The organism is Streptomyces caelestis, assembly GCF_014205255.1.
Classification (GTDB): domain Bacteria; phylum Actinomycetota; class Actinomycetes; order Streptomycetales; family Streptomycetaceae; genus Streptomyces; species Streptomyces caelestis.
This window is the reverse complement of the sequence record NZ_JACHNE010000001.1, coordinates 5,094,485-5,109,718: the sequence shown is the minus strand read 5'-3', so window position 1 is coordinate 5,109,718 and position 15,234 is coordinate 5,094,485. Positions and strand designations below refer to the sequence as shown.

The 15,234-nt window shown below is 70.5% G+C and carries 12 protein-coding genes and 1 pseudogene; 7 read left to right on the top strand and 6 right to left on the bottom strand.

Translation table 11 applies throughout. The annotated features are described in order from the left end of the window. The first annotated feature begins 76 nt into the window (after nt 1-76). On the top strand, nt 77-757 hold the full coding sequence (locus HDA41_RS23410) for a hypothetical protein (RefSeq protein ID WP_230299402.1): 681 nt from the start codon (nt 77-79) through the stop codon (nt 755-757). A 72-nt stretch (nt 758-829) separates the two neighbouring features. On the opposite strand, the gene HDA41_RS23405 is transcribed toward HDA41_RS23410, so the two are convergent. After that, entirely contained in the window at nt 830-1,129 is a 300-nt protein-coding gene (locus tag HDA41_RS23405; RefSeq protein ID WP_082319687.1) for a WXG100 family type VII secretion target, read from the bottom strand. 384 nt (nt 1,130-1,513) lie between these two features. Between HDA41_RS23405 and HDA41_RS23400 the strand changes: the two genes are divergently transcribed. The 3 genes from HDA41_RS23400 to HDA41_RS23390 are packed head-to-tail and all read left to right on the top strand — an operon-like array spanning nt 1,514 to nt 6,843. After that, on the top strand, nt 1,514-6,172 hold the full coding sequence (locus HDA41_RS23400) for an FtsK/SpoIIIE domain-containing protein (protein WP_184986875.1): 4,659 nt from the start codon (nt 1,514-1,516) through the stop codon (nt 6,170-6,172). A 5-nt stretch (nt 6,173-6,177) separates the two neighbouring features. Continuing rightward, on the top strand, nt 6,178-6,402 hold the full coding sequence (locus HDA41_RS23395) for a hypothetical protein (protein WP_184986873.1): 225 nt from the start codon (nt 6,178-6,180) through the stop codon (nt 6,400-6,402). Nucleotides 6,403-6,444: 42 nt separating this feature from the next. Then, nucleotides 6,445-6,843: a hypothetical protein gene (locus HDA41_RS23390; RefSeq protein ID WP_184986871.1), complete on the top strand. Its 399-nt coding sequence runs from the start codon at nt 6,445-6,447 to the stop codon at nt 6,841-6,843. Between the two features lie 203 nt (nt 6,844-7,046). Here HDA41_RS23390 and HDA41_RS41470 read toward each other — a convergent pair. Continuing rightward, a pseudogene (locus HDA41_RS41470) lies at nt 7,047-7,515 on the bottom strand (protein kinase domain-containing protein); the annotation flags it as partial. A gap of 93 nt (nt 7,516-7,608) precedes the next feature. Further along, nucleotides 7,609-8,457 carry a menaquinone biosynthetic enzyme MqnA/MqnD family protein gene (locus HDA41_RS23385; RefSeq protein ID WP_184986869.1) on the bottom strand — a complete coding sequence of 283 codons (849 nt, stop codon included), beginning with the start codon at nt 8,455-8,457 and terminating at the stop codon, nt 7,609-7,611. 320 nt (nt 8,458-8,777) lie between these two features. Between HDA41_RS23385 and HDA41_RS23380 the strand changes: the two genes are divergently transcribed. The 3 genes from HDA41_RS23380 (at nt 8,778) to HDA41_RS23370 (ending at nt 10,091) form a co-directional block, all read left to right on the top strand. After that, nucleotides 8,778-8,981, top strand: coding sequence for a cold-shock protein (locus HDA41_RS23380; protein WP_003992177.1), 204 nt, complete (start codon nt 8,778-8,780; stop codon nt 8,979-8,981). A gap of 127 nt (nt 8,982-9,108) precedes the next feature. Beyond that, a complete protein-coding gene (locus tag HDA41_RS23375; protein WP_184986867.1) occupies nt 9,109-9,366 on the top strand; it encodes a glycine zipper domain-containing protein in 258 nt (85 codons plus the stop codon). A 65-nt stretch (nt 9,367-9,431) separates the two neighbouring features. Beyond that, on the top strand, nt 9,432-10,091 hold the full coding sequence (locus HDA41_RS23370; RefSeq protein ID WP_184986864.1) for a class I SAM-dependent methyltransferase: 660 nt from the start codon (nt 9,432-9,434) through the stop codon (nt 10,089-10,091). 16 nt (nt 10,092-10,107) lie between these two features. Here HDA41_RS23370 and kstD read toward each other — a convergent pair whose 3' ends face one another. From kstD to HDA41_RS23355, 3 genes are all read right to left on the bottom strand, one after another. Then, a complete protein-coding gene (gene kstD, locus HDA41_RS23365) occupies nt 10,108-11,901 on the bottom strand; it encodes a 3-oxosteroid 1-dehydrogenase (protein ID WP_184993662.1) in 1,794 nt (597 codons plus the stop codon). 85 nt (nt 11,902-11,986) lie between these two features. Then, nucleotides 11,987-13,078, bottom strand: a complete 1,092-nt coding sequence (locus HDA41_RS23360; protein WP_184986862.1) for a sugar ABC transporter substrate-binding protein — start codon at nt 13,076-13,078, stop codon at nt 11,987-11,989. A 138-nt stretch (nt 13,079-13,216) separates the two neighbouring features. After that, complete coding sequence (locus HDA41_RS23355) at nt 13,217-15,100, bottom strand: AMP-dependent synthetase/ligase (protein ID WP_221512458.1); 1,884 nt, start codon at nt 15,098-15,100, stop codon at nt 13,217-13,219. Between the last annotated feature and the right edge of the window lie 134 nt (nt 15,101-15,234).

Genomic DNA, 15,234 nt, shown 5'->3' with positions numbered 1-15,234 from the left:
ACTCCTCCTGGCGCCTCGTACGAGATACGCTCTCGATACACCAATCCCGTTCCGCGTCGGCGAGGAGAGTCTTGACGTGACACCTACGGACAAGCAGCGCGTGGCAATGGAACGCCTAGGCATCCATGCCGAAGCCGGCGACTGGTGCTGGATCGGCAAGATCCCACAGCCACCCGCCGACGTACTCCAGGCCGCAGGCAACCCCCGTCTCCGCCCTGCCAGACTGCCTCCACTGAGCATGATCGGCATGGTGCTCTGCGCACCGTTCATACCTCTCCTCATGCTGTTGCGCCTTCTGTCCGCTGCGGAAGAAGCCGTCAAGCGATCCCTCGACAGGAAGGAAGAGAAGGAGCAGCGGCGTGCCAAGGAGGAAGAGGACAAGCGCCGGGACGCCGCCATCGCCCAACAAGACCTCGACAACGTCTTCGACGGCAACTGGCACGGCAACGCCGGGCAGTTCCTGCTGCGTTGGTACAGCCACTCCACCCACCACGAGCGCATGCTGCTTGCGACCCAGGAGGGGATCGTCCTGGCGGCTCCGCCGCGGCGCGTCAGTATGGGGCGGGAGAAGCGCATGCAGGTCGTCGCCCGCCTGCCTGCCTCCGAAGCAACCCTCGTCGACCCCTTCTCCGGCGAATTCGAGACGAGCATCCTGCTCATACGGTTCCGCGACGGATCCTGGCTGCGCGTCGACACAGAAGAGCTCCGCAGCGACCTCCACATGTACGTGCTCCGGCAGCCCCTCCCCGACAACTGACGGGCCTCGGCCGACCGGACGCCTGCCCGGTGCGTTCAGCATCCGCTGCCGCACCGGGCAGGCGTCTCACGCCTACTTGCGAGCCTGCTTCGCCAGCTCCTCATCGATCTGCTCGAACTTGTCGGCAGCCATGGTCAGGTAGTCACCCATGCCGTCGAGACCGTCCAGCGTGGTCTTCGTGCCCTGCACGAACTCGTCGAAGTTCTCGTCGAACGCCTTGGACGAGCTCTTCGTGACGTAGCCGGACTGCACGAGGTTGTTGATGTACTTGCGGAGGCCCTCGAGCTTCTCCTGGAGCTTTTCCTTCTCCTTCACGACATGCTTGGCAGCTTCCCGCATGTCCTGATATGTGATGTCAAGATCCTTGGCCATGAAGCCGCTCCCTCTCACAACGCCGCAGGGCCAACCCCCGTGGCTCCCTGTTTGCGGACTCATCGGCCTTCAGGTCGAGTTGCCGGTCGCAGATGGCAACCGGTGTGATCGTCCGCTCTTTGCGGCAGCAGCTTACGGGTGTGGCCTGTGGTGCCACATCCCCGGACCCGGCTTGTGAACGAGTCGTCATGAACTCGTGTACGACATTGCCATCGGGAACGTCACGGCGCCTCCCCATTGCCTCACCGCCGTACCGAACGGATATCGTCCCTTACGGCTGTGACCCGCGTGACTGAAGCGGACAGCGCAACAGTGCAGCGGTCAACAACAGCAGCCACACAACCACGCGGCCACACCGGCCCAGTGGCACGGGGAGGACTAGTCGTGCGCCTGACTCTGACCGTCGTCGACCCGTACGGCGGTGGTACCGCCGACGTCGTGCTCGATGCCGATCCTGAGTCCACCGTGGGAGACATCGCCCAGGAGCTCGCCAAGCAGGTCGGGCACAGCGGCGCGCAGATCATCCCGCTGGGACAGCACCGCCAGGTGCCGGCGAACAACGCGCCCCTCGTGTACGTCGACGGGTACGCCGTCGACCCGAATGCCACCGTCGTCGGATCGCCTCTGCGCGACGGCGCCGTCGTCAGCCTCCAGGATCCCTCCGGGTGTCTGCCGGGTGAGCCCACCGGGCTCGTCGAGCTGCGGGTCGTGGGCGGGCCGGCGGCCGGGTTCGTGCACCGGCTCGGCGTCGGGCGGTACGACATCGGCAGCGGGGCGGCCTCGTACGTCCGGATCGACGATCCCGAGGTCGACGCCCGGGCCCTCACCCTCTCCGTCGCCACCGACGGCACCTGCCAGGTTGCCGTGCACATGGACAAGGAGCACGTCACCCTCGACGGCAAGTCCCTCGCCGAGGACGAGAAAGAGGACCAGGGCGAGAAGAAGAGCGAGAAGAGAAGCGAGAAGAAGGGCGGCAAGAAGAAGGGGCAGGACAAGAAGGACGAGAAGAAGAGCGGGCCCACCGCCTGGCCCCTCGGTGCTCAGATCGGGATCGGCAACACCCTCCTCGAACTCACCCGCTACACGCCCCCGAACGCCGCCCTGAAATGGTCCGACGACGGCATCGGGCTCGACTACAACCGGCCGCCGCGGCTGCGTCCGCCCGAGCGGCAGACCAACTTCCGGCTGCCGTCGGCGCCCCGGGAGTACGAGGCCCGGCCGCTGCCCTGGCTGATGGCGCTGACGCCGCTCGTCGGTGCCGTCGTGTCGGTCATGATCTTCCAGCGCTGGTACTACCTGATCATGGCGGCGCTGAGCCCTGTCCTGCTCTTCGCGAACTACTACAACGACAAGAAGCACGGGCGTAAGTCGCACGCCAAGCAGGTCCAGGAGTACGAGGAGCAGAAGGAGCGGATCGAGAAGGACGCCCAGGACGCGCTGATCGCCGAGCGGAACGACCGGCGGCATGCCATACCCGACCCCGCCACCGTCCTCGCCCTCGGGACCGGGCCGCGTACCCGTCTCTGGGAGCGGCGGCGGACCGACCGCGACCACCTCCTCCTGCGGGTCGGAACGGGGCAGTTGCCCTCCGAGGTCGTGCTCGACGACCCCGAGCAGGACGATCACCGTCGCCAGGTGACCTGGAAGATCGAGGACGCCCCGGTCGCGCTGCACCTGCGCACCCTGGGTGTCATCGGCATGGCCGGGCCCGGGGATTCCGCCCGGGCGCTGGGGCGGTGGGCCGTCGCGCAGGCCGCGGCGCTGCACAGCCCGATGGACGTGCAGTTCTACGTGCTGAGCGAGAACGCCGCGCAGGAGTCCTGGGACTGGGTGCGCTGGCTGCCGCACGCCCGGCCGTCCGGCGGGCAGGACGTCAACGTGCTGATCGGGACCGACGCCGAGACCGTCGGCGCCCGCATCGGCGAGCTGACGCAGATTCTCGACGCGCGCAAGAAGGCCGCCGAGCAGAACAAGTCACAGGGCGGTTCGAGCTTCAGCGATCCCGACATCGTCGTCGTGTGGGACGGATCGCGGCGGCTGAGGTCTCTGCCCGGTGTGGTGCGGCTGCTGCGCGAGGGCCCCTCCGTGTCCATGTTCGCCCTCTGCCTCGACGCCGAGGAGCGGTTCCTGCCCGGCGAGTGCCAGGCGTACGTCGTCGCCGAGCCGCAGGCCGAGGAGTACGAGCAGGCCCGGCAGGTGCAGCAGCAGTCCCAGCAGGTCGCCGGTGCCTTCCCTTCCTTCCAGGCCTGGCACACCGCCGACCCGCAGCCCGAACAGGGAGGCCGCGTCGAGAAGTTGCGGCTGCGTGTGGAGGAGGCGGGTGCGGAGCGTGTGAAGGACGTACGGCCCGACTTCGTCTCCCCCGCCTGGTGTCTGCGGCTCGCCCGGTCGCTGTCGCCGCTGCGGGACATCAGCGGCGAGACCGAGGACTCGGCCCTGCCGGGCTCCAGCCGACTGCTGGACGTGCTCCAGCTGGAGCCGCCGACGAGCGACGCGATCGTGGCGCGGTGGCGGATGGGCGGGCAGTCGACGCTGGCCGTCATCGGTGAGTCGTACGACGGGCCGTTCGGGATCGACATCCGCAAGGACGGTCCGCACGGTCTCATCGCCGGTACGACCGGTTCGGGTAAGTCGGAGCTGCTGCAGACCATCGTGGCGGCGCTGGCCGTGGCGAACACGCCCGAGAACATGACGTTCGTGCTGGTCGACTACAAGGGTGGCGCGGCCTTCAAGGACTGTGTGCATCTGCCGCACACCGTCGGCATGGTGACGGACCTCGACGCCCACCTGGTGGAGCGGGCCCTGGAGTCGCTGGGTGCCGAGCTGCACCGGCGCGAGCACATCCTGGCCGCCGCCGACGCCAAGGACATCGAGGACTACCAGGACCTGGTGCGCCGGGACCCGTCGCACCAGCCGGTGCCCCGGCTGCTCATCGTCATCGACGAGTTCGCCTCGATGGTGCGTGACCTGCCCGACTTCGTGACGGGGCTCGTGAACATCGCCCAGCGAGGGCGGTCCCTCGGTATCCATCTGCTGCTGGCCACGCAGCGTCCGAGTGGTGTCGTGTCGCCCGAGATCCGCGCCAACACCAACCTCCGGATCGCGCTGCGCGTGACGGACGGTGGCGAGTCGACCGACGTCATCGACTCGCCGGAGGCCGGGCACATCTCCAAGAACACCCCGGGCCGCGCCTACGCCCGGCTCGGGCACGCCTCCCTGGTCCCCTTCCAGTCCGGACGCGTGGGCGGTCGCCGGCCCGGCGCGGCCGACCCGGCCGTGCTCCTGCCCTGGGTGGGGCCGCTGGCCTGGGAGGACCTGGGGCGGGCGGCGCTGGCCAAGCCGAAGGCCGAGGCGCGTGAGGACGAGGAGATCACCGACCTGAAGGTCCTCGTCGACACCATCCGCGACGCCAACCGCTCGCTCGGCATCCCGCCCCAGCACAGCCCGTGGCTGCCCGCCCTCGACGAGACGCTGCTGCTGGACGAGATCGAGGTGCCCGCGTTCGCCGGTGGCGCCGGCAAGCTGCCGCCGGCCCCGTACGGCATCGAGGACCTGCCCGCGAGCCAGTCCCGGCGCCCGGTCGTCGTGGACTTCTCGTCCTTCGGCCATCTGATGATCGGTGGTGCCCCGCGCAGCGGCCGCTCCCAGGTGCTGCGTACCCTCGCGGGCTCCATCGCCCGCACCCACTCCGTGGCCGACGTGCACCTCTACGGCATCGACTGCGGCAACGGCGCGCTGAACGCGCTGACCCGGCTGCCGCACTGCGGCGCGGTGGTCGGCCGTAACCAGACCGAGCGGGTCGTGCGGCTCGTCAACCGGCTCAAGGGCGAGCTGGGCCGCCGCCAGGACCTGCTGTCGGACAAGGGCTTCGCGGACATCGGGGAGCAGCGGGCCTCGGTGTCCGAGGACGAGCGGCTGCCGCACATCGTGGTGCTGCTGGACCGCTGGGAGGGCTGGGTGCCCACGCTCGGCGAGATCGACCACGGGTCGCTCACCGACGAGTTGCAGACGATGATGCGCGAGGGCGCGAGCGTCGGCATCCACCTGGTCCTGACGGGTGACCGGACCCTGCTGGTCGGCCGTATCGCGACCCTCACCGAGGACAAGTACGGTCTGCGTCTGGCCGACCGCAGCGACTTCTCGGCGCTCGGTATCCCGGTGCGCAAGGTGCCGGAGGAGATTCCGCCGGGGCGGGCCTTCCGCAACGAGTTCGGTACGGAGACGCAGTTCGCGCTGCTCGCCGAGGACACCAGCGGTCAGGGCCAGGCCGCGGCGCTGGCGGCGATCGGTGAGGCGGCCGCCGCCCGCGAAGCCGAAGTTCCGCGTTCGCGCCGCCCGTTCCGTGTCGACAGCCTGCCCAGCCGTATCTCCTTCCCGGAGGCCTGGGAGCTGCGCGACCCGGACGGTTCCCGCTCGCGCCTGTGGGGTCTGGTCGGCATCGGCGGCGACGAGATCGTCGGCTTCGGTCCCGATCTGGCGCAGGGCGTACCGGCGTTCGTCGTCGCGGGCCCGGCCAAGTCGGGCCGCTCGACGGTCCTGCTGAACTTCGCGCACTCGTTCCTGGCCCAGGGCACGCGTCTGGTGATCGCGGCCCCGCGCCAGTCACCGCTGCGCCAGCTCGACGGCACGGACGGTGTCCTGAAGGTGTTCACCGGCGACGACATCGACGAGGACGAGTTCGAGGAGCTCGTCGACCAGGCGTCCCTGGAGGAGCCGATCGCGGTCCTCATCGACGACGGCGAGATCCTGGAGGACTGCGATGCCGAGAGCCAGCTCAAGAAACTGGTCTCCCGGGGCTCGGAGCGCGGCCTCGCCCTCGTCATCGCCGGTGACGAGGAGGACGTGTGCAGCGGCTTCTCCGGCTGGCAGGTCGACGCGAAGAAGGCCCGCCGCGGCATCCTCCTCTCCCCGCAGGAGTCCTCCAGCGGCGACCTCGTCGGCGTCCGCCTGTCGCGGAGCATGGTGGGCGGCCAGGTCGCGCCCGGCAAGGGCATGCTGCACCTCGGGGACGGGGAGCTGCGTACGGTCGTGGTTCCGGGCTGACGGCGTTGTCCAGGGGATCGGCGAAGCCGAAGCGGAGGAAGGCGGCGGGGGCCGCGCTGCGGTACGAGCACCGGCCGGGCCGGCCGGACGCCGATGGGGCGAAGAAGCGGGACTGGGGCTGTGCCTGGGGCTGCGTGGTGCTCCCCGGTTTCGTCGTCCTGCTGATGCCGCTGGTCCTCTTCGAGACGTACTGGGGCCACGAGCTCTGGGGCGACGTCGCCCCCGTGTGACCCGGCGGTGCGTACGTCTTCGCCGGCACGGTCGGTGCCCTCGTGCCGCTGGTGTTCATCGCCTGGGTGTGGCCGTTGATCCTGATGGACTGGAAGAAGAGCAAGCCGCGTTCGCTGGCCTGGGCGGTCGCCTCCCTGCCCGGCCTGGCCGCGGGGTACCTGGTCGCCGGGGCGATCATGGCGACCGTACGGCCCAAGCGGCGCCGCGACTGGGACTACGACTGCTACAGCGAGGGCGGGCCCTGCTGGGTGCATGTGCACTACCCGTGGCTGTGGGCTGTCGGCCTGGCCGCCACCCTCTCCGTGATCGCGCTCCTCATCGGCCTGTTCGCCCGGCACGTCCGCAGGTCCTCCGCTACCGCACCTTCGACATCCGAGCCTGAGGACGCCCCGAGTTCTCGCTCTCCGACCGGTACTGGAGATCGTCACCCACCGGCGTGAGGCGCACGGTCGTGGAGGCCGGGTCGCAGCCCCTGTGGTTGGTCTTCGCGCCGACCGACGTCGCGACGAGCTCCTTCTTCGTCACCTGCTTCAGGGCCAGGACGTCGACGCAGCCGCCGCCGAGCTGGTCGGTCTGGCGGAGGCGGCCCAACTCCTGGCCGACGGCGGCCTGCTGGACGGTGATCCGGAAGGTGTCGAGCGGGCAGTACGTTCGACGGCTTCACGTCCCGGTGGACCAGGCCCAGCTCGTGCACCGCCGCCAGCGCCTCGGCCGGCCCCGCTCCCAGCACCCGTACGGTGCGGGCCGGCAGCGCGCCGCCCTCGGCGACCGCGGCCGACAGCGAGGGGCCCGCCGCGTACGCCGTCGCCACCCAGGGCACCCGCGCGTCCGGGTCGGCGTCCAGGACGGGTGCCGTCCAGGCGCCGCCGACCCGGCGGGCGGCGTCGACCTCGCGGCGGTGGGGGTCCCCCCTGCTCGAGCGCAGCCGAGAGCTCGGGGGAGGGCGCGGAACTCCTCGTCCAGGGCGAAGTGCGGATGGACGATCTTCACCGCGACCGTACGGCCGCCGGCGCTGCGGCCCAGGTAGACCCGGCCCATGCCGCCGGAGCCCAGCCGGCCGAGCAGCCGGTAGGGCCCCACGACGGTGGTTCGTCGACTTCGAGCGGCCGCATGGCGTCACCCCTCCCCCGTAGGCGCCCGCAGGCCCTCGCCGGCCCCCCAACGCGCGCACTCCTCAGCAGAGTAGTGCGGGAGCACCGGCCCGCTCACGGCTGGAGCAGGTCCACCTTCACGTCCGCGGGGAAGCCGGTCGTCGGGCCGACGCGCCGGGCGAACTCGGCGACCGCCGCCAGCTGCGGGCCGCCGAAGCGGAAGTCGAGCGTCGTGAAGTACTGGGCGAGGGTCTCCTCGTCGAAGTCCTCCCAGCGGGCGGCCTGCTCGGCGACCTTGCCGACCTCCTCCAGGGAGAGGTTGCGGGAGGCGAGGAAGGCCTCGTGCACCCGGCGGGTGAGGACGGGCTCACGCTCCAGGTAGTCGCGGCGCGCCGCCCATACCGCGAAGACGAACGGCAGCCCCGTCCACTCCTTCCACAGCTGGCCCAGGTCGTGCACGTCCAGGCCGAAGCGCGGGCCGTCGAGCATGTTCGCGCGCAGCGCCGCGTCGCCGATGAGGACGGCCGCCTCGGCCTCCTGCATCATCAGGCTGAGATCGGGCGGGCACGTGTAGTAGTCGGGCCGTACGCCGTAGCGCTCGGCGAGGAGCAGCTGGGCGAGGCGGACGGAGGTGCGGGAGGTCGAGCCGAGGGCCACGCGGGCGCCGTCCAGCCGGTCCAGCGGGACCTGCGAGACGATCACGCAGGACATGACCGGGCCGTCGCAGCCGACGGCGATGTCGGGGAAGGCGACCAGTTGGTCGGCGTGCTTGAGGAACTCGACCAGGGTGATCGGGGCGATGTCGAGATCGCCCTGCACCAGCTTCTCGCTGAGCTTCTCCGGGGTGTCCTTCGTGAGCTCGAAGTCGAGGAGCGTGCCCGTCCTGGCGAGCCCCCAGTACAAGGGCAGGCAGTTCAGGAACTGGATGTGGCCGACGCGCGGCCGGGTGCGAGGATTGTCCACATCGTGAGGCTAGCCCTCGCGGCGTACGGGCCGGCGCCCGGCCCCGCCGCGGGCCCGTGACCGGCGGCCGGCGCCCGCTCCGCCAGTCGGCGGGGGGATGTTCAAACATTCGGGTGACGTGATCTTGACCCCTATTGCATTCCGGGAGCCGCGTGCTAGGCTCATCGCAAGTTGCAGTTTGGTTTCCCTTGCAGTACAGAGCCTGCGGAGCATGTGACCGCGGGCTCTCGTCATTCTCAGACGTATGCAGTTGTGCAGAATTCATCTTCACACTTGCTGGTTCTGGAGCAGGGCAACCCTTTTGGGCCCAAGGAGGGCTTATGGCTACCGGAACCGTGAAGTGGTTCAACGCCGAAAAGGGCTTTGGTTTCATCGCCCAGGAGGGCGGCGGCCCCGACGTCTTCGTCCACTACTCCGCGATCAACGCGAGCGGCTTCCGCTCGCTCGAGGAGAACCAGCAGGTGTCTTTCGACGTCACGCAGGGCCCGAAGGGTCCGCAGGCTGAGAACGTCACGCCGGTCTGATCAGTAGTACCCAAGGAGCCCCGCGCCGTCAGGCGGCGGGGCTCCTGCCTTTTCTCCCGTACGCGCCTCCTTACGCCCCCGTGAATTTCCGGCGAATTCTGCCCGTGGGGCATGCGAGGATGCCCGGATGAAGAGAGACCCGGAGAACGGCGGGGAAGGCAGCGACACCCCCGCCGACAAGCGCCTGGCATCGAACCTGCCTCTCGGACTGTCCCTCGGCCTGTCCCTCGGCACGGCCGTAGGACTCGCCCTGGGCCTGACCGTCTTCGACAACATCGGCCTGGGCCTGGCCCTGGGCCTCGGCCTGGGCACGGCGATCGGCGCGGGGGCCGGGCTCGGGGCGCGGCAGGCGGGCGAGGACCGGGGGGACGGGCCGACCCGGTAGGGCTGGGGCGACGGGCCCTCGCGGTCCGGGCCGGCGGTGTCAGTGCCCCGCCATAGGGTCGGGCCATGACAGAAGCCGACTTCCTGACCGAGACCCGTGTCTTCTACGACGCCGTGGCGGAGGACTACGCCGTCCACTTCAGCGACCCGCCCGTGGCCATGCCGTTGGACCTGGGGCTGCTGTACGGGTTCGCGGAGCTCGTGGGTGAGGGGGGCGAGGTCGCCGACCTCGGGTGCGGGCCCGGGCGGGTGACGGCGTACCTGGCGTCACGGGGGCTGTCCGTGTTCGGACTGGACCTGTCGGAGTCGATGCTCGCGATCGCCCGCCGCGAGCATCCCGGTCTGCGGTTCGAGCGGGGCTCGATGCTGGAGCTGGACCTGCCCGACGGCTCGCTCGACGGTGTCGTGTCCTGGTACTCGACCATCCACACCCCGCTCGACCGGCTGCCGGACGTCTTCGCCGAGTTCGGCCGCGTCCTGCGGCCCGGAGGGCATCTGCTTCTCGGCTTCCAGGCCGGTGACGAGCCCCGCCGCTACGAGGAGGCCTTCGGGCACCCGGTGGCGCTGACCTTCCGGCGGCGCCGGCCGGAGCGGATCGCCGCCCTGCTGGAAGCCGCCGGTTTCGTCCTGCGCTCCCGGACCCTCCGGGAGCCCGACGAGGCGCTCGGGGAGCGGGTCCCCCAGGCGTGCCTGGTGGCCCGCAAGCCGCCGCGGCCGACGCCCTAGGGGACCTCCGTACCTCTTACAGAACCCCCGCGGCATCCTTCGCCGCGATATACCCGAACGTCATCGCCGGTCCGATGGTCGAGCCCGCGCCCGCGTAGCTGTGGCCCATCACCGCCGCGCTGGCGTTGCCCGCCGCGTACAGGCCCGGGATCACCGAGCCGTCGGGGCGCAGGACGCGGGCCCGGGCGTCCGTGCGCATGCCGCCTTTCGTGCCGAGGTCGCCGGGGACGATACGGAAGGCGTGGTACGGAGGCAGGCGGAGAGGGGCCAGGCAGGGGTTCGGGAGGACCGACGGGTCCGTGTAGTAGTGGTCGTAGGCGCTGTCGCCGCGGTGGAAGTCGGGGTCCTCGCCCTGCCGTGCCTGGGAGTTGAAGCGGTCGACCGTGGTGCGCAGGGCCGCCGCCGGGACGCCGATCGACGTGGCCAGGGCGTCCAGGGTCCAGGCCTTGTGCGCGGCGCCCGAGTCGTACCAGGCGTCGGGGAGGGGCAGAGTGGGCAGGACGTCCTTGAAGAGGTACCGGTTGCGGTAGTTCTGGTCGACGATCAGCCAGGACGGGATGGCCGGGTCGGTGGCGTGGACGTCGTACATGGTGTGGACGACGTCGCTGTAGGGCGCGGCCTCGTTGACGAAGCGTCTGCCCGATCCGTTCACCAGCAGCCCGCCGGGGAGGGTGCGTTCGGCGAGGCAGAAGTAGGGCTGGCCCGGGATCGGGATCGCCGGGCCCCACCAGGCGTCGTCCATCAGGTCGAGCGCCGCGCCGAGCCGCTCCCCCGCCCGGATGCCGTCGCCGGTGTTCTCCTTGGCGCCGACGGTCCAGTCCGTGCCGATGGGCCGGCGCTGGTAGCGGTCCCGCATCTCCGCGTTGTGCTCGAAGCCGCCGGAGCCGACGATCACGCCCCGGCGGGCCCGGATCAGGCCGGGTGCGCCGTCGCGGGTGACCACGGCTCCGGTGACCCTGTCGTTCTCGACGTGCAGCTCCGTCAACGCCGTGTTCAGCCACACCGGTACACCCGCGGACCGCAGCCCCGCGCGCAGGCCCGCCGCCAGGGCCTGGCCCATGGTCAGCGGCTTCTCGCCCCGCAGGGCAGCCGCTGTCCCCCGCGCCAGACACTGTGCGGAAACGGCCGCGCCCTTGGCGTTCACGGCGGCCAGGGCCAGCCACTTGTAATCCGCGCTGAAGACCACCATGCCGGCGGGGACGTCCATGTACGGCGGGTTCAGACGGGCCAGTTCGGCGCCGAGGAGCGTGCCGTCGAGCTGGTCGGGCTCGATGGAGCGGCCGTTCGCCAGGCCGCCGGGCAGTTCGGGGTAGTAGTCGCTGTAGCCCTCCATCCAGCGGAAGCGCAGGGGGCTGTGGGCCATGACGTAGGAGATCGTCGCCGGGCCGTGGGTGAGGAAGGCGCGCTGCCGGTCGGCGGGGACGTCCGGGCCGACGACGGCGGCGAGGTAGGCGGCGGCCTTGGCCGGGGTGTCGGGGACGCCGGCCGCGAGGATCACCGGGTTGTTCGGGATCCAGATCCCGGCGCCGGAGCGGGCGGTCGAGCCGCCGAAGGTCGAGGCCTTTTCCACGACGACGCAGCTCAGCCCCTGCCCGGCGGCGGTCAGCGCGGCGGTCATCCCGGCCGCGCCGGAGCCGATGACGACGACGTCGTACGTACCGAGCGGGGGTAAGTCGGCGCCGTGGGCGCCCTGTTGCACTCCGGCGGCGACCGCGAGGCCGGCACCCGCGGCCCCGGCCAGCACTCGTCTTCGGGAAGGAGAAGCAGAAGGGGCAGCGGAAGGGGAACCAGCGGATGGTGCGGAGTTCATGTCAGGGGTCATGACGGCTCCAGCGCGACGGGATACCTCAAGGGGTGGGGAATGTCGCGCGGGCACCCCGCGAAGTCAAGAGGTTCTACTCGAGGCCGATCGCCTCGCAGTCCGCCTTGTACTTGGACGTGCAGATGTCCTTGACGGTGTAGACCCCGTCCGTGATCACCGTGTCCTCGATGTTGTCCTTGGTGAGGGCGACCACCGGCACCAGCATCGCCGGGATGCCCTTCTCCGTGGGGCTGTCGACCGTCTCCCGGGCCAGCGCGGCGAACTCGATCGAGCGGCCCTGGACCTTGGCCACCGCGATCTTCGCGGCGTTGGTCGCCTCCAGCAGGAACGACTTGTACACGGTCATGTACTGCTCCCCCGACACGATCCGCTGCACCGCGTCCAGGTTGGCGTCCTGCCCGGTCACCGGCGGGATCCTGGTGGCGCCCGCTTCCTTCATCGCCTCGATGACGGCACCCGCCATGCCGTCGTTGGCGGAGTAGACGGCGGCGATGTTGTTCAGCCCGACGGCCTGGATCGCCTTGTTCATGTTCGCCTTGGCGATCGAAGGCTTCCACTCCTTGGTGTCGTACTGCTCGACGATGTCGACCGCACCTTGGAGCTCGCTCAGCGCGCCGTCCTTGAACCGTGCCGTGTTCGGGTCGGCGGGGTCGCCGTTCATCATGACGACCTTGCTCTTCTCGGCCTTGTCGCCCAGCTCCCCGATAATGGCGCGGCCCTGCACCTGCCCGACGAGTTCGTTGTCGTGGGAGACGTACGCGTCGATCGGGCCCTCGGCGAGCCGGTCGTAGGCGATGACCGGGATGCCGGCGTCCTTGGCCTTCTGCACGTCCGAGGCGATGGCCTTGGAGTTCAGCGCGTCCACCAGGATGACGTCGACCTTGTCGTCGATCATCTGCTGGAACTGCTCGCTCTGTCTGGACACGCTCGCCTCGGCGTTGGCGTACTTGACCTTGCCCTGGTTCTCGGTGAGGGAGGCGACCTCCTCCTTGATCAGGGGGTAGTCGAACTTCTCGAAGCGTGCCGTGTCCCGGTCGGGCAGCAGCAGGCCCACCGTGATGTCGTTGCCCTTCTTCACGTCCGCGGAGTCGTCACTCCCGCCCCCGCAGGCGGTGAGGGACAGGGCCGACACGGTGACCGCCAGGGCTATGGAGAGGGAACGCACAGCGGGCCGACGGGTGGTACACGCTTTCACTGGTGGTGCCTTCCGATGGGGGGAGCATCGCGACGAGGTGGCTAGAAAGCCAACGGGCAGACGCCTTGCGGCGTCAAGAACCCCGTGTGAAGAGATCGCAAAGGTGCCTCACCGCGTGTACAGGCCCTCCACTTCCGCCGCGAAGGCGCGCAGCACCGCCTCGCGGCGGAGCTTCATCGACGGGGTCAGGTGGCCCGCCTCCTCGGAGAAGTCCTCGGGGAGGATCGCGAAGCGGCGGATGGACTCCGGGCGGGAGACCATCTTGTTGGCCTCGTCGACGGCGCGCTGGATGACGGCGTGGAGTTCCTCGTCGTCCAGGAGGAGTTTGGGCGGTACGGGGTGTTTGCCGTTCATCCGCCGCCAGTGGGTGATGCCGGCCGGGTCCAGGGTGATCAGGGCCGCGACGAAGGGACGGCCGTCGCCCACGACCATGCACTGGGAGATCAGCGGGTGGGAGCGCAGCCAGTTCTCCAGGGGGGCCGGGGCGACGCTCTTGCCGCCCGCGGTGATCAGCATTTCCTTCTTGCGGCCGGTGATCGTCAGATAGCCCTCGTCGTCCAGTTCGCCGATGTCGCCGGTGGCGAGCCAGCCGTCGGGGGCGGCGGGTACGACACCTCCGGCCTGGGGGTCCCAGTAGCCGCGCAGGACGTGGTCGCCGGCGAGGAGGATCTCCCCGTCGGCGGCGATCCGGACGCGGGTGCCGGGCAGGGGCCAGCCGACCGTGCCCAGGCGGGGCTTCAGGGGCGGGGTGACGGTCGACGCGCCCGTGGTCTCCGTCAGGCCGTAGCCCTCGAAGATCTCGATGCCGGCTCCGGCGTAGAACGCGGCCAGGCGGCGGCCCAGGGGTGAGCCGCCGCAGATGGCGTAGCGGACCCGGCCGCCCATGGCGTTGCGGATCCGGCGGTAGACGAGGGGGTCGTAGAAGGCGCGGGCGGTTCTGAGGGCGCGGGAGGGGCCGGGGCCGGTGCCCGTCTGCTGGGCCTCCATGGCCTCGCCGTAGCGCTGTGCCACCGCGACCGCGCGGTCGAAGGACGTCACCCGGCCGCCGGCCTCGGCCTTGGCGCGGGCCGCGTTGAAGACCTTCTCCAGCATGTACGGGATGGCGAGCAGACACGTCGGCCGGAAGCTCGCCAGGTCCGGGAGCAGGTGCTCCGCCTTGATGCTCGGCGCGTGGCCCAGCCGTACCCGGGCGCGGACGCAGGCGATCGCCACCATGCGCCCGAAGACGTGGGACATGGGCAGGAACAGCAGGACCGAGGCCTCCTCGCTGGTCGCGGCCTTGAAGACGGGGTAGAGGAGCTCGATCGCGTTGTCGACCTCGGCGAAGAAGTTGCCGTGGGTGAGCGCGCAGCCCTTGGGGCGGCCCGTGGTGCCGGAGGTGTAGACGAGGGTGGCGAGGGTGCCGGGGCCGAGCATGCCGCGCCGCACGTCGACCTCCTGGTCGGAGAGGTGTGCGCCGGCTTCCGCCAACCGGTCCACGTGGCCCTTCTCCACGACCCACAGGTGCCTGAGGTCGGGCAGGCGGTCGCGTTCCGGGCCGAGTGCGGCGGCCTGCCCGGCGAACTCGGTGACCAGGGCGACCGCGCCGGAGTCCTGGAGGATCCAGCGGGCCTGGAAGGCGGAGGACGTGGGATAGACGGGGACGGTGACCAGACCGGCCGCCCAGGCCGCGAAGTCCAGGACCGTCCACTCGTAGATCGTGCGGGCCATCACCGCGACCCGGTCGCCCGGCTGCAGTCCTTCGGCGATCAGTCCCTTGGCCACGGCCAGCACCTGGCCGGCGAACTGCGCCGCCGTGACGTCGCTCCAGCGCCCGTCGGCGTCCTTGCGGCTGAGCGCCACGGCGTCCGGGTTCGCGCTCGCGTTGTCGAACGGCAGGTCGGCGAGGGACCCGTAGGTCCACGGCGGCGCCAGCGGCGGTACGGACGCCTCCCGCACCGCCCCGTCCAGCCGCCGCGTCTCGGGCTCGACCAGGACCGGTCCGCCGTACATGTCGCCGTAGGCGGAGGAGGGATGGGCAGTGGACACGGGCGGCTCCTGGGGCGCGCAGCGAAGGAACTGCTTGCTGCGATACGTACGTGCCTCGCACGCCGAGGCGCTCAACCGGTTGAATCCCCAGAAAGGGG